The sequence below is a fragment of the Acinetobacter sp. YH12021 genome (assembly GCF_013420145.1).
GTDB lineage: Bacteria > Pseudomonadota > Gammaproteobacteria > Pseudomonadales > Moraxellaceae > Acinetobacter > Acinetobacter towneri.
In genome coordinates this window covers 24,401-39,651 of the sequence record NZ_VOYT01000007.1, presented here as the reverse complement: position 1 = coordinate 39,651, position 15,251 = coordinate 24,401, and the positions used below count along the sequence as shown (strand labels likewise).

The 15,251-nt window shown below is 42.1% G+C and carries 14 protein-coding genes; 5 read left to right on the top strand and 9 right to left on the bottom strand.

The window, feature by feature from the left end:
- Positions 1–329: 329 nt before the first annotated feature.
- From FTT91_RS07630 to FTT91_RS07595, 8 genes are all read right to left on the bottom strand, one after another.
- Positions 330–1,262 carry an electron transfer flavoprotein subunit alpha/FixB family protein gene (locus tag FTT91_RS07630; RefSeq protein ID WP_131261593.1) on the bottom strand — a complete coding sequence of 311 codons (933 nt, stop codon included), beginning with the start codon at positions 1,260–1,262 and terminating at the stop codon, positions 330–332.
- 18 nt (positions 1,263–1,280) lie between these two features.
- Positions 1,281–2,030, bottom strand: a complete 750-nt coding sequence (locus FTT91_RS07625) for an electron transfer flavoprotein subunit beta/FixA family protein (protein ID WP_096901145.1) — start codon at positions 2,028–2,030, stop codon at positions 1,281–1,283.
- Between the two features lie 546 nt (positions 2,031–2,576).
- Entirely contained in the window at positions 2,577–2,948 is a 372-nt protein-coding gene (locus tag FTT91_RS07620; protein ID WP_180169218.1) for a hypothetical protein, read from the bottom strand.
- A gap of 282 nt (positions 2,949–3,230) precedes the next feature.
- On the bottom strand, positions 3,231–4,145 hold the full coding sequence (xerA, locus tag FTT91_RS07615) for a site-specific tyrosine recombinase/integron integrase (RefSeq protein WP_004971874.1): 915 nt from the start codon (positions 4,143–4,145) through the stop codon (positions 3,231–3,233).
- Positions 4,145–4,783, bottom strand: coding sequence for an alpha/beta fold hydrolase (locus FTT91_RS07610; protein WP_180169217.1), 639 nt, complete (start codon positions 4,781–4,783; stop codon positions 4,145–4,147). The genes xerA and FTT91_RS07610 overlap by 1 nt, the downstream gene beginning before the upstream one ends.
- Before the next feature lie 131 nt (positions 4,784–4,914).
- Positions 4,915–5,760 carry a diaminopimelate epimerase gene (gene dapF / locus FTT91_RS07605; protein WP_004971880.1) on the bottom strand — a complete coding sequence of 282 codons (846 nt, stop codon included), beginning with the start codon at positions 5,758–5,760 and terminating at the stop codon, positions 4,915–4,917.
- Between the two features lie 12 nt (positions 5,761–5,772).
- Complete coding sequence (gene lysA, locus FTT91_RS07600; RefSeq protein ID WP_004971882.1) at positions 5,773–7,017, bottom strand: diaminopimelate decarboxylase; 1,245 nt, start codon at positions 7,015–7,017, stop codon at positions 5,773–5,775.
- A 25-nt stretch (positions 7,018–7,042) separates the two neighbouring features.
- A complete protein-coding gene (locus tag FTT91_RS07595) occupies positions 7,043–7,282 on the bottom strand; it encodes a lipoprotein (protein ID WP_004971884.1) in 240 nt (79 codons plus the stop codon).
- Positions 7,283–7,641: 359 nt separating this feature from the next.
- Here FTT91_RS07595 and FTT91_RS07590 point away from each other — a divergent pair, with 359 nt between their 5' ends.
- The 3 genes from FTT91_RS07590 to FTT91_RS07580 all read left to right on the top strand — a co-directional run bounded on the left by FTT91_RS07590 (position 7,642) and on the right by FTT91_RS07580 (position 11,915).
- Positions 7,642–8,997, top strand: coding sequence for a sodium:alanine symporter family protein (locus FTT91_RS07590; protein ID WP_096900947.1), 1,356 nt, complete (start codon positions 7,642–7,644; stop codon positions 8,995–8,997).
- 424 nt (positions 8,998–9,421) lie between these two features.
- Positions 9,422–10,813: a DNA repair protein RadA gene (gene radA / locus FTT91_RS07585; RefSeq protein WP_104853204.1), complete on the top strand. Its 1,392-nt coding sequence runs from the start codon at positions 9,422–9,424 to the stop codon at positions 10,811–10,813.
- Positions 10,814–10,928: 115 nt separating this feature from the next.
- Complete coding sequence (locus tag FTT91_RS07580) at positions 10,929–11,915, top strand: Tim44 domain-containing protein (RefSeq protein WP_004971891.1); 987 nt, start codon at positions 10,929–10,931, stop codon at positions 11,913–11,915.
- Between the two features lie 350 nt (positions 11,916–12,265).
- On the opposite strand, the gene FTT91_RS07575 is transcribed toward FTT91_RS07580, so the two are convergent.
- Positions 12,266–13,444 (bottom strand): trypsin-like peptidase domain-containing protein, encoded by a 1,179-nt coding sequence (locus FTT91_RS07575; protein WP_180169216.1) that lies wholly within the window; start codon positions 13,442–13,444, stop codon positions 12,266–12,268.
- A 167-nt stretch (positions 13,445–13,611) separates the two neighbouring features.
- On the opposite strand from FTT91_RS07575, the gene FTT91_RS07570 reads away from it, so the two are divergent.
- Positions 13,612–14,370: a Nif3-like dinuclear metal center hexameric protein gene (locus FTT91_RS07570; RefSeq protein ID WP_004971895.1), complete on the top strand. Its 759-nt coding sequence runs from the start codon at positions 13,612–13,614 to the stop codon at positions 14,368–14,370.
- A gap of 181 nt (positions 14,371–14,551) precedes the next feature.
- Entirely contained in the window at positions 14,552–15,178 is a 627-nt protein-coding gene (locus tag FTT91_RS07565) for a superoxide dismutase (RefSeq protein WP_026438302.1), read from the top strand.
- The last annotated feature ends 73 nt before the right edge of the window (positions 15,179–15,251 follow it).

Sequence of the window (15,251 nt, the reverse complement as noted above, 5' to 3'; positions counted from 1 at the left end):
ATGCAGGCTAAAAATAAAAACTAGCGAAAAATTATAGCATATACGCCTGTGTTTTTGTGCTTTAGAGATGATCTTAATCTTGTTAATTTACTTAAATTTAACGGTGATTTTTTAGGCAAAAAAATATTCACACCCAAGAAACAAAAGTGCGTCATATTTTTAAGAGTCACGTCAAAATATCTTCAACATATACTTGCTCGATATGTACCCACATATACGCTAAGTTCACATAATGTACTTAAAACCAATCACTGCATCTAAATTAAAAAAGACAATAAAAAACGCCCCTATGCTATTCACATAGAGGCGTTTTTGACTGTGTTCAGTAATTAGATTTTAGATACTAACTCTGGAACAACAGTGTTCAAATCACCCACTAACCAGTAGTCTGCTACTGCATTAATTGGTGCTTCTTCGTCTTTGTTGATTGCAACAATCACTTTAGAGTCTTTCATACCTGCCAAGTGCTGAATCGCACCAGAGATACCCACAGCGATGTACAAATCAGGTGCAACAATTTTACCTGTTTGACCTACTTGCATGTCGTTTGGTACGAAGCCAGCATCTACTGCTGCACGTGAAGCACCTTGTGCTGCACCAAGTTTATCCGCTAATGGATCAAGCACTTTGTGATAGTTCTCACCAGAACCTACACCACGACCACCTGAAACCACAATACGCGCTGCTGTTAACTCTGGACGCTCTGATTTCACAATTTCTTCAGATACGAACTTAGAAATACCCGCATCACCTTGTGAAGCAGCAGCTTCAACTGCTGCTGAACCACCTTCTGCAGCAACAGGGTCAAATGCTGTACCACGTACAGTACCCACCACAATCGCTTCTGAAGATTCTACAGTCGCAATTGCGTTACCTGCATAAATTGGACGTTTGAATGTCTTTGCAGAATCTACAGCGACGATGTCTGTGATCATGCTAACGTCAAGAAGTGCAGCCGCACGCGGTAAAATGTTTTTACCTGTTGTTGTAGAGGCAGCAAGGATATGGCTATAACCTTTGCCTAATTCTGCAACAAGTTTTGCTACGTTTTCAGCCAATTGGTTTGCATAAGCCGCATCGTCAGCAAGTAATACTTTGCTTACGCCTGCAACTTTAGCTGCTTGGTCTGCAACTGCTTGTGCACCAGAACCCGCAACCAATACAGTGATATCACCACCGATTTTTTGAGCTGCAGCAACAACGTTTAATGTTGCACCATTTAGTGCTTTATTGTCGTGCTCAGCGATAACTAAAATACTCATGATTTTTATCCTTCTGTATTAGATCACTTTCGCTTCGTTTTTCAATTTTTCTACAAGCTCATCTACAGATTTCACTTGTACGCCCGCTTTACGCTCAGCAGGTGCTTCAACTTTTACAGTTTTCAGCTTAGTACCTGTTGCAACGCCATAATCTGCAGGAGATTTGGTGTCTAGCGGTTTTTTACGTGCTTTCATGATGTTTGGAAGTGCCGCATAACGTGGCTCATTCAAACGTAAGTCAGTGGTGATGATTGCAGGAAGTGCAAGCTCAACAGTTTGTAAACCACCGTCAATTTCACGTGTTACCTGAACTTTGTCGCCATCTACTTTTACTTCTGAAGCAAAAGTACCCTGACCTGCACCAAGTAAAGCGCCTAGCATTTGACCAACTTGGTTAGAGTCGTCATCAATAGCTTGCTTACCCAATAAAATAAGTTGTGGTTGTTCTTGTTCAACAACACCTTTTAAGATTTTAGCCACTTCAAGTGCACCAATCTCATCGGCTGTTTCAACCAAAATACCACGGTCTGCACCAAGCGCCATTGCAGAACGAATTTGTTCCTGCGCTTCTTTAGGACCAATGGATACCACTACGATTTCTGAAACAGTTCCTTTTTCTTTTAAACGAACCGCTTCTTCCACTGCGATTTCACAGAATGGGTTAATTGACATCTTAACGTTAGTTAGGTCAACTCCACTATTATCCGGCTTAACGCGAACTTTAACGTTGGCATCTACCACACGTTTTACAGCAACAAGAGCCTTCATGTAATCCTCGGCTGTTTTAGCAAAAGTAAATATTGAGAAAAGTTAATAATAACTCTTCGCTTTAAATTTTTTAGGTGTCCTATCTTGCTATGTGATCGGCATTTCGGTCAAGTCAGAATTGTCTAAACAAGGCTAAAAATGCCGAAAATTAACTGAACGATGCGTTCATACTTTTTTATTTCTAAAAATTAACAAACCAAGCGACGATTATATAAGCAATTTTAAGCTTTGATTTATATTATGTTTTTTATTTATTTCCCTCATCAACAAGATTGATTGAAATGCAATTCAAATTGAGTTCCGCCTACAATTTAAGCAAAGTTCCTTACATAAAACCCCATAATCTGACTGTCATTAAAGATAGAAAACTTTATTTTTTGCAGTATTTTTTCAGATATAAATGCTCTTTTAAAATGTGACTGCTGGTTCACAAAACTGTATTCAGCAGTTTATTGGGTATGAAATAAACAATCTGTTTTATTTTGATGGATATTTATGCGCTTTCACCACGCCACCTCCCAGATAAAGGACATAAAAAAACTCAGCTTAAACTTGCTGAGTTTCTAAAAAGTCACGGTGGATATGACTTAAATCTATCAATTCATAGGCCTGTAAATTAAAAATTTCCCAAACTGCAATAAAATCTTCTTTTACATCTATTTTACTACCAGCGGATGAGCGTGCTTGCCACTGCTGATCTGAAATCCATAAATAGCTTTGTTGCGTTTGCGGATGAATCGCCTGCATTTTACCTTCGGCATTAATACCCTGCACTAAACAATCGGCAGGTAGTTCTTGCTCGATCATCGGCAAGCTTATTTCGACAAAATGTTTCACTTGACGCAAGCCATAACCTGCAAAAATTTCTTTTTGGTTTGGGCTTAATTGTTCATATTTTTCTTGAAGATTCGAAATCATGGTTTTGCCTATCATTTGATATCCAAAGTGTTATGCAGTGGAACAAAAAATAATGTCATCCATGTCTATTATTCGTGTGACCCACTCTTTCTGCTTCTTTATACTGCATAACGCACTTTTTTATTATTCTACAATAGTTGCAATGACATCTTGGTGAAAGCGCTTTTACTTAAAGTATTAAGTACAGCACAAAGGCTTTACAACTGACTGTGAGAAAAATATTTGCAGTATGAAATAGCTATATTTTAACTTGCAAAAATAATGCCGACTTTAGGTAAAGCTTTACTTTTTACTCGCACGTGGATGTGCCTGATCATAAACTCGCGCTAACTGATCAAAATCGACATGGGTATAAATTTGCGTGGTGCTTAAATTGCTATGCCCAAGCATTTCTTGGACTGCACGTATATCCCCACTATTCGACAGCATGTGACTTGCAAAACAATGTCGCAATAAGTGCGGATGCAAATCGACATTAACGCCCGCACGCTGCGCCTGAAACTTCACCCGATTTTCAATTTGGCGTGCTTTTAAAGGTTCACCTTTTTGAGTAATAAACAATGCTGCATCGGGTACAAAATCGCCCTGCCATAAAGGGTAAATCTGCAGCCATTGCATCACCGCATCTTTGGCTTTGCGACCAAAAGGCACTATACGGGTTTTATTGCCTTTACCCGTAATGCGCAGCAATTGACGGTTAAAATCTAAATCGCGGATACGTAAACTTTGTACCTCTGCTAGGCGCAAACCACTCGAATAGAGCAATTCTAAAATCGCTTTATCGCGTCGCCACATTTGTTGTTGTACTTCAGTTTCAGGTTCAGGCTGATCCAAAATTTGATGAATCGTTTCAATATCAATCAAACCCGGCAAAGGTCGTGGCTGACGTTTTAGCTGAAAATTATCAATTGGATTAAATTGTAAATACTGCCCTTGCTCGGCCCATTTCATAAACTGACGAATCGCTGACAACATGCGCTGTAAACTGCTGCTATTTAACTGTTGCTGTTCTACTTTTTGCGCTAAATAATGGCGCAAATCTGCAGCCTCTACATCATATAAGGCAAGTTGTTGTTGCTCACAAAAGCTAAAAAAATCGTTTAAATCGCGTGCGTAGGCTTTTAACGTATGCGGTGACTGCTGTTGTATTTCTCGTTCTTTGAGCCACATCTTTAATAGTTGCTGCGGATCGTACATTAGTCACGCTCCGATTGCTGAACTGCGGCAAACTGAGATAAATAAGCAGCAATGTGTTCAGCCGCCTGATCTGCATGTGTTTCTAAAAACAAATGATCACCATCATGCACAATTTTTAATACGGCTTGTGGAAATTGTTGTTGTAAAAACTCACCTACTGCCAGTGGACTTATCGGGTCTTGATCGCCCCATAACAACAAAATAGGCATGTTGATTTTAGCAAAGTCTACCGTGTAATCGGCCTTTGCCTCTACAAACCAGTCAGGATAATTTAAATCACTTGCTTGATAGTCTTGTCGCCAATCTTGCACCTGAAAACTGCTTAAATCCATGCCACCTGATGTTGCAGCCAATACTAATCCTTTCACTTTTTCTGGATATTGCAACGCGGCAGAAACTGCAAAAATACCGCCCATCGACTGTGCAATGATAATGCAATCATCTGAGATATTCGCCAACACATAAGCCTGCAAACTTGCAAAATCATACACTTGTGGGTGTGCAGGCTGATGATTAAATTCAGGATAAGCCACAATTTTTACAGCACTCTGCCACGGCAGTTTTTCAATCTTTTCGATTAGCGGATGAAAAAATGCGGTATTGCCTGAAGCGCCAGGTAAAAAAATCAGTAGCGGCATAATGAGTAGAAGTTTTTAGAGTGACATTCAGTACAGCATACCTGATCCGTGCTGCAAGATACAAAAAAGCACCATTCGTTTTGAATAGTGCTTTTAAGTAAGATAAGAGCTGTTCATGTTAGAACGAAACATCAGCCCTGAAAATAATTTAAATCCAAACGACCGTGATAGACATTAGCAGTTGGCCCTGTCATCCACACCACATCGCCTTCACGCCATTCGATTTGCAACTTACCACCTGCCAATTCAATTTCAACTGAATTAGACAATAAGCCACGGCGCATACCCGAAACGGCTGCAGCACATGCACCTGTACCACAAGCCAAGGTTTCACCTACGCCACGTTCAAACACACGCAAACGCGCATGTTTTTCGTCAATGATTTGCATAAAACCTGCATTGACGCGCTGTGGAAAACGCTCGTGTGATTCCACTTGTGGGCCAATACCTGCAACATCGGCAGTCAATACATCAGGCACAATGGTCACAGCATGAGGATTGCCTATGTTCACCACATCAATGGTCAATGCAGCACCATCTTTCAGCGCAATGTCATATAAGTTATCAGGCTCATCGGCAATGAATGGAATCTCATGCGGCAAGAATTTTGGATAGCCCATATTCACCCGCACCCAACCGTTTTGCCCCAATTCAGGCTCTACAATGCCTGCCTTGGTTTGCACCTTGATTTTGGTTTTGGTCGTAAGCTGACGTTCATGCACAAAACGTGCAAAACAACGCACACCATTGCCGCACTGCTCCACTTCAGAACCATCGGCATTGAAAATGCGATATTTAAAATCGACATTTGGTAAATCGGGCGGTTCCACAATCAGGAGTTGGTCAAAGCCAATCCCGAAGTGGCGGTCTGCAAGGCGTTGAATAGTCAGCGCATCCAAATACGCACGCTGGCTGATGAGATCAACCACCATGAAGTCATTGCCCAGACCATGCATTTTGGTAAATTCTAATAACATCTCGAATTCCCCTTATGGCAATAAACGCTCTCTTTCCCACAGCGATTCAATGCTTTCACGTTCACGAATTAAATGTGCTTGATCTGCATCGACCATGACTTCAGCTGCACGACCACGGCTGTTGTAGTTAGAACTCATCACAAAACCGTATGCGCCCGCACCCATTACAGCTAAAACATCATTTTCTTTGATCGCAAGCTGACGTTCTTTACCCAAGAAATCACCTGTTTCACAAATTGCACCAACCACATCCCACTCTAGCGTTTCAACATCAGTACGTGGGGTTACGGGCTGAATGTCCATCCATGCTTCATATAACGCAGGACGGATTAAGTCATTCATGGCAGCGTCAATAATCGCAAAGTTACGATGATTGGTCGGTTTGAGTAAATCAACTTTTGTTAGCAGCACGCCCGCATTGGCAGAGATACTACGACCCGGTTCCATATACACTTTAAGACCTAACTTTTCTAAAGCGGGACGTAAAGCATTGGCATATTCTTCAACCGTTGGTGGAGTTTCATCTTTATAAGTCACCCCTAAACCACCGCCAATATCAATGTGTTTTAGCTGAATACCCATTTCTTTTAAGGTATCAATCATCACAATCACGCGATCTAAAGCATCGACAAACGGTTGTGTTTCGGTCAATTGTGAACCGATGTGACAGTCAATTCCAACGATATCTAAGTTTGCTAAAGAAGCCGCATATTCATAAGTGCTATATACCGAATCAGACGGAATCCCGAACTTGTTTTCTTTTAAGCCTGTAGAAATATAAGGATGGGTTTTGGCATCGACATCTGGGTTAACCCGTAATGAAATTGGTGCTTTGACATTCATGCTTGCCGCAACTTTTTGAATACGGTCTAATTCTGCATGCGATTCTACGTTAAAGCAGGCAATCCCAACTTCCAACGCTTTTTGAATATCGGCTTCAGTTTTACCTAAACCTGAAAAAACAATTTTCGATGCATCACCACCTGCTTTGAGAACACGCGCCAATTCACCGCCTGTCACAATATCAAAACCTGCACCCAACTTAGCCAATACATTCAATACCGCAAGATTCGAGTTTGACTTTACCGCAAAACAAATTTGATGATCGATAAAGTGGAAAGCACGATCCATATCTAAATAATGCTTTTCAAAAGTCGCTTTTGAATAAACATAGAGTGGTGTGCCAAATTGCTGTGCGAGTTGTTGTAGCGAACATTGCTCGGCGTGCAAAACCCCTTGAATGCGGGTAAAACTCATGAATGTATCCTTTATCTAGAAAGCGTTAAGGTGTAGTCGATGTAGATGCAGCAGGTGCAGCAAACTGCTGTTGCACAGGTACGGCTGTGTCTGACGATGTTGCCGATTGCGTTGCACGTTTAGGCGCAGCATCTGGATATAACAAATATTTTGCGCGTTTGTCGTAATTTGGGTCATTGGGTAACTGTAATGTACCTGACTGACCACAACCGACCAAAACCACTGTTGTAAGCAAAACACTCATGCAGCAAATGACGGTACGCATCTGACCACCTATAAAATATTTTCGATGAAGTATAACGCGATCACTGCCGCGACCAAAGTGCTAATGCAGAGAGATTATATTGAGCTTAGTAAAAATTCTAGCTTACTTACTATTCTGCTGGCATAGATTGACCTTATCAGGTCTGAAAAATTGCGACTTCTGACACAGATAAAGTCAATTTTATTTCAAGGCATCAATTGTCAAAATCTAAAAACTATGCAAAAAATATAACGTGCTTAAAACCAAGTTCTTTTAACAGGAAGTTTTAAAGACTGGCATATCACTTGCTTAATTTTTACAACTGTTCAACTACAGTCACAAACTAAGCATTTATACACTGCGTTTATAAGAAGAAATTTATGCAAAATTTACAATCGATGATGGAAACCCTAAGCGGTTGGGTCTGGGGTCCATACATGCTGGTTCTCATTGTGGGAACGGGCGTCTTCCTCACCTTCCGCTTATTGTTCTGGCAATTCCGCATGCTGCCACTGGCTTTTAAACAAGTCTTTTGCAAACACGACAAAGCGCAAAAAGAACCGGGCGATATTTCACATTTCGCATCACTGATGACTGCACTCTCTGCCACCATTGGTACGGGAAATATTGCAGGTGTTGCAACGGCTTGCGTCCTCGGTGGCCCGGGTGCAGTGTTTTGGATGTGGATGACTGCCCTGTTTGGTATGGCGACCAAATATGGTGAAGGTGTTTTGGCGGTTAAATACCGTATTAAAAACGAAAAAGGGCAAATGTCAGGCGGCCCAATGTACTACATTGAACGCGGACTAAAATGGAAATGGCTCGCGATTATCTTTGCCTTTTTTGGCACAGTCGCCTCGTTTGGAATTGGTAGTTCAGTACAATCCAACACCGTAGCTTTAGCAGTTGAAAATAGCTTAGGTGTAGAAACTTGGATTACTGGCGTGGTAATTACCGTATTTTCTGCATTGGTGATTTTGGGCGGAATTAGCTCGATTTCCAAAGCATCTTCGGTGATTGTTCCGATTATGGCCATTCTGTATGTTACAGGCGGTTTAATTATTATCCTGAATAATTTACACCTTGTCGTGCCTGCATTTGAGCTAATTTTCCGTGATGCCTTTACTGGTGAAGCAGTTGCGGGCGGTGCAATTGGTGCAGTAATTCGTTACGGGGTTGCACGTGGCGTATTCTCCAACGAAGCAGGGATGGGTTCTGCCCCTATTGCTGCTGCGGCTGCAAAAACCGACCACCCTGCGCGTCAAGGTTTAGTGTCTATGACAGGTACCTTCATTGATACCATTATTGTCTGTAGCATCACGGGGATTGTTTTGGTAATGGGCTTCATTATGGCAGGTAATAGCTTTGGTGGTGCAACAGGTGCTGTACTCACCACACAGGTTTTTGACCAGTTATTGCCAGGCTTTGGTGGTTGGGTCGTCACTTTCGGGATCATCTTCTTCGCCTATTCCACCATTCTCGGTTGGAGCTATTATGGTGAAAAATGCTGTACTTATTTATTCGGCGAAAAATACGTGTTGATTTACCGCTTAATTTATATTGCTTCAGTGTTCATTGGCACCATCGCCACCCTAGATTTAGTCTGGTTATTTGCCGATACCTTTAATGGTTTAATGGCTGTACCAAACTTAATTGCCTTGTTGTTACTGTCTGGTGTGATTGCCAAAGAATCTAAAGACTTTATTGCGAAGCGCAAATCTGGCGAGTTGTATTAGGGTCTGTTGACAATTCGTCTATGTTTGCGGCAACGCATATTTTTTAGCTGATATAAGGCATGGGACAGGAGATTTAGTCATTCTAAATGACTGGCGCATAACGCAATAGCAGCAAAAAATATGCTTGCCCTGAAAGGCTGTGGCTAAAACTTTCTCAGATTGCGTTATGAAACTTGGCAATAGTCTCGCTATTTCCTGCGTTTCATGCCTAATCTGCTCAGTTTTAGCCTACAGCGCAAGCCATTTATGAAATGTCAACAAACCCTAAATAAACCCAATTCATTGAATTATTCCGTTCAAATCATAAATCATACAATCACCCACGTGGTTGTATGATTTTCCATGAAAAATCCAGATAACATTCATTTCGCGAACATTCCTCTGTATGCTGTAGTCAGTTTTTAATTGATGCAATGACTGGGTTATGGCAAAAGTAAAAAGTGTCTATCGCTGTGAACAATGTGGTGCAGATCATCCTAAATGGGCAGGTCAATGTTCAGAATGTGGGGAATGGAACTCACTTCATGAGGTCAGTATTGCCCCTGCGGTGACGCATCGTGCCCAACCTAAAATGGGCGGTGGCTATGCAGGACAAGCGGCCGCCATTACCACGCTTAATAAAGTGTCTGTATCGCACGAAACCCGTTTAACAACAGGCATTGGGGAATTTGACCGTGTTTTGGGTGGCGGTTTGGTTACGGGCTCTGTGGTACTGATTGGTGGAGATCCTGGTATCGGGAAATCGACCATTTTGCTACAAACTGCGACTCACATGGCGGCTGCCAATAACACCGCTTTATATATCACAGGTGAGGAATCTCTTTCGCAAGTGGCGTTACGCGCTCAACGCTTAGACTTACCCACCGATCAACTGAAAGTCATGGCAGAAACCTGTGTCGAACGGATTTGTGAAGTTTTGGCGCATGAACGCCCTGCGGTAGCCATTCTGGACTCGATTCAAACTTTATATACCGAAACGTTGCAGTCTGCTCCAGGTGGTGTTTCACAAATTCGTGAATCAGCTGCCTTGCTGACTCGTTTTGCTAAAAATAGTGGTACTGCGCTGTTTATTGTCGGTCATGTGACCAAAGAAGGGGCTTTAGCGGGGCCGCGCGTCCTTGAACACATGGTCGATTGCGTCTTGTATTTTGAAGGTCAGTCAGACTCACGCTACCGTATGATTCGGGCCGTCAAAAACCGTTTTGGCGCAGTGAATGAGCTGGGCGTTTTTGGCATGACCGATAAAGGCTTACGCGAGGTTGCCAATCCATCTGCGATATTTTTGAGCCGTTATGATGAGGCAATTCCAGGTTCTATTGTCATGATTAGCCGCGAAGGAACGCGACCACTTTTAGTTGAAGTACAAGCTTTGGTGGATGATGCACATGGTCAGCCTAGACGTGTGGCTTTAGGTCTGGAACAAAACCGTCTGAATATGCTATTGGCGGTGATGCATCGGCATGGCGGCGTACAAACTTCAGGGCAAGATGTGTATGTGAATGTGGTCGGCGGCTTAAAAATTACTGAAACAGGTTCAGACCTTGCTGTACTACTTGCCTGTGCTTCTAGCTTGCGTGGCAAAGCCCTGCCACAACAATTGGCAGTATTTGGTGAGGTCGGTTTATCGGGTGAAATCCGCCCAGTACCAAATGGTCAGGAACGCTTAAAAGAAGCTATTAAACACGGATTTAAATATATTATTGTGCCGCGTGGCAATGCCCCACAAAAAGCCATTGCAGGTGTGCAAATTATTGCGGTGGCGCGTTTGCATGAAGCCTTAACTGAAGCCATGAATTTAAGTGAAAACTTAGGTTAAATCCTTGGATGATATTTTTTCAGTTTCAAGAAAAAATATCATATTTATATTGAAATTCGCAGCAAATGCCTGCATAAATACACAGCTTAACTTTATTTTAATATAGGAAAATTTGATGGAAGTTCGACAGCGTGGTTTGATCGCAGCAATGCTCACAGCGACTTTATTGGTAGCTCCGTTAGCAGCAGAAGCAAAACGTGCAGGTGGCGGTAAAAGCCATGGCATGAGTCGTTCGGCTGCTCCAACTCAGTCTTACCAACAACCTCGTCAAACAACGCCAGCACAACAACCAACAACTGCACCAGCACAGCAAAAATCTGGTCCAGGCGTAGGTGGTATGGTTGCTGCAGGTGTTGCAGGTGCGGCAATTGGTGCGGTTGCTGCCAATGCCTTGGCCGATGATCAAGCTGCAAGTGCTGCCGAAGCGCAAGAGGAAAAAGGCGGTATTCCAAGCTGGATTTGGATTTTACTCGCTGCTGCTGTTGCCTTCTTCATTTTCCGTAAGATGGGCGCAAAAAAAAAACTAACGCCTAATCCGTATGCGCCAAATAGCGGTGCCAATCAGGCACCGTTTGCGCAAACACCACCTGCTGCAGCGCCACGTAACGACAATACCAATATTTTTGGTCAATCTGTTGGGGGTTCTGCCGCTTCTACCCAAGCGCCTTTTGGTCAAGCTGCCAATAATAACGCGCCATTTGGTGCAGCTTATACCAACAGTGGCAATCAATTGCCTGATGGTTCAGAGCCTGCAACCTTTTTACGTGTAGCGCGTCAGCGTTTTAACCATATTCAGTCTATGAACACAGCCAGTAATATCGCAGAAATTCAGCGTTATTTAACTCCTGATTTATATCAGTCGATGTATCAGGACATTATGGCAAACCAAGACCAAGATGTAGCAGAGTTTTCTAACTTGAATGCCATGGTGGTCGATTCTGCAACTGAAAATGGTCAATATGTCATAAGTGTACGCTTTACAGGTACAGTCAGCGAAGACCTGAACAGTTTACCGCAACCATTTACAGAAATTTGGCACTTTGTAAAACCTGCAGGCTCTAATCAAGACTGGTTAGTGGCAGGTATTCAGCAAGAGCAATAATTTCAATGGATCTAGAAAAACAGCGACTTCGGTTGCTGTTTTTTATGCCTTTCTTTATCTAAGTTGAGACCCATCATGTTTAAACAGCACGTTTAAATCTTCTAAGACATCAACACCGAATACATCCACACTTGCCACACAAAACCAAACCCTCGATTGATTAGATCTATCAAAAAGTATCATCATTCATCAATACAGTTTATTTAGCCCACCTTCTCTTTGTATCTACCCAGAGATAAATCAAATCACGTTATCCGTATCACTTTGGTTTTTTCCAGTCGATCTCCATTTACTTAGCCAACAAAAAAGCCCTGCAAACGGGCAAGGCTAAATTGTTACTGTTAAATCTATTATTCAGGCAATGGGATAAATTGCTTATCGGTATTTTGAACTTTGCGCTCACCAACTACGACTTGCAAATCTAAGGCTTCTTCACCACGTTCCACTGAAACAGTCACCGTCGTATGCGGTGCTTGTGCAGCCACATAATTAATTAAATGCGAGGTTGAAGTAATCGCTTCATTATTCACTTTTAAAATTTTATCGCCACGTTTTAAACCAGCCTCTGCTGCAGGGCCGCCTCGTAGTACATCAGCCACCACTACACCGCCTTGTGTAGGTTCTAAAATATTGTCTTGTTGCACAGGCAATAAACTAATGCCTAACCAGCCACGAACCACACGTCCATCTTTTAAAATCGAGTTTAAAACCTGCTGACAGACTTTCGCAGGAATTGCAAAGCCAATGCCCAATGAACCACCCGATTGCGAGAAAATTGCGGTATTTACTCCAATCAAATTTCCTGCCACATCAATCAATGCACCGCCTGAATTACCTGGGTTAATTGCTGCATCGGTTTGAATGAAATCTTCATAGGTATTAATGCCCAAGTCAGAACGTCCTGTCGCAGAAATAATACCTTGAGTCACGGTTTGTCCCACACCAAATGGGTTACCAATTGCGAGCACGACATCGCCCACTTCATTGCCGCTCAGTTTAAATGGCAATACAGGCAGTTTTTCTAGGTCAATTTTAATTACCGCCAAGTCTGTGTCTGGGTCAGTCCCAACAACTTTTGCAACCGCACGGCGTCCATCGTGCAAAGCCACGACAATTTGTTCAGCCTGCGCGATCACATGATTATTCGTTAAAATATAACCATCTGGACGAACAATGACCCCAGACCCCAAACTGTTTTCATTTGGGCCTTGCTTAAATTGATCGGGTAACTGATTGCCAAAAAATTCACGAAATGCAGGGTCATTTAACAATGGATGATCCATTTGTTTCACTTTTTGTGTGGTAAAAATATTTACCACCGCAGGCGCTGCCACTTTAACCGCAGCGCTATACGACACCACCCCACCTGTCCGTGTTGTATCAATTAATGGTTCAACTTTCTCGGCAGGCATTTTGACCCCATCGGCAGCCACAGGCGCTTTCGGTTTTTGCAGTTGTTGCCAAGTCACAAAGCCAATAATAACCAGAATGAGTAACACCCAAGGTAACCAGGTAAAGCTCCGGCGCACGTTTTGTACCTCTAAGTAAATTTTTTTTGATGATTAAGTCATTGAATGAGCTATTGTAAAACGAAACACAAATAGAAACATAAAAAAGCCCAAGAGTTTTGTCTTGCTTTAGTTACAATACAAAATATGTTTTGATATTGGCTAAATATGAGCAATTTGAGAAAGTTATGGCGCAGCTAAAAGAAATTATTCAATGGTGTGATCAAACTTTAAATACACATGAATTTAAAGATTACGCGCCCAACGGTTTACAAATTGAAGGTAAGTCTGAAGTTCAAAAAATTTTATGTGCAGTGACTGCCTCTCAAGAGGCTATTGATGCTGCTATTGCCCAAAATGCAGACTTACTGTTGGTACATCATGGCTATTTTTGGAAAGGCGAACCTTACCCAATTACAGGCATGCGCGGTAAACGCATCAAAAGTTTAATCCAGCATGATATTTCTTTGGTGGGTTATCACTTACCGCTCGATTCACACCCAAGTCTAGGCAATAATGCTGCCATTGCTGAATGTTTGGCATTAGAAAATTTGCAAGCCCTAGACCCGAGTGAACGTCATCCTATTGGTAATATTGGTTTTTTAAAGCAAGCCATGAGCGCAACCGAATTTCGTGACTATCTCACAGCGCGTTTAGGCTTTAAAACCATTCATCTTCCTGCCGAAAAAAGTCAGATTCAAAAAGTAGGGTTCTGCACGGGTGCAGCACAAGATTTTATTGGCAAAGCGGCAGAACAAGGTTGTGATGCCTTTATTTCGGGCGAAGTCAGTGAACGCACCTATTATGAAGCCAAAGAACTAGGCGTGCATTATTATGCCTGCGGACATCACGCGACTGAGCGCTATGGTGTACAACGACTCGCAAAAGCTATTTCAGAACAGTTTAATATTGAGTATAGTTATTTTGAATTAAATAACCCAATTTAATACACCGTTTCACCCAACGATTTCACTCAAATGACATCTGTGTTTAACATAGTCTTTAGATGTATACATTCGAGTCTTATTCTGTATGGTTATTTATACCTAATGCGCAATTTGATCTCGAAATCTATTACAATAGAGCCACTTAATGTTAAAACCCAGCAAAATGCAAGGAATTGAAAACATGACAACCATTACTTTACCGGCTTTACCATACGGTTACGAAGATCTTGCTCCACACATCAGCAAAGAAACTTTAGAATTCCACCACGACAAACACCACAACACTTATGTTGTGAACCTGAACAACTTGATCGCGGGTACGGAGCTTGAAGGTAAAACTTTAGACGAAATCATCAAAGCAACTGCAGGCGATGCAGCTAAAGCTGGTGTATTCAACAACGCAGCGCAAGTTTGGAACCACACGTTCTACTGGAACTGTATGGCGAAAAACGGTGGTGGTAAAGCCACTGGTGCTTTGGCTGCTAAAATTGATGAAGCTTTCGGTTCTTACGAAAAATTTGCTGAAGAATTTGCTGCTGCTGCAACAACTCAATTCGGTTCAGGTTGGGCTTGGTTAGTAGCTGACGAAGTGAATGGCAAACTTTCTATTATGAAAACTTCAAATGCTGACACACCAATGGCGCACGGCAAAGTTGCAGTATTGACGATTGACGTTTGGGAACACGCTTACTACATCGACTTCCGTAATGCACGTCCTGTTTACATCAAAACTTTCTTAGAAAGCCTTGTAAACTGGGATTACGCAAATGCGAAATACGCAGGTCAAGATGCTGGTGTAGAAAAATAATTTCTATTTTTCTGTAGAAAAACTGCTCTTTATGGGCAGTTTTTTTATTTTTGCAGATGAAATGAATATTTAT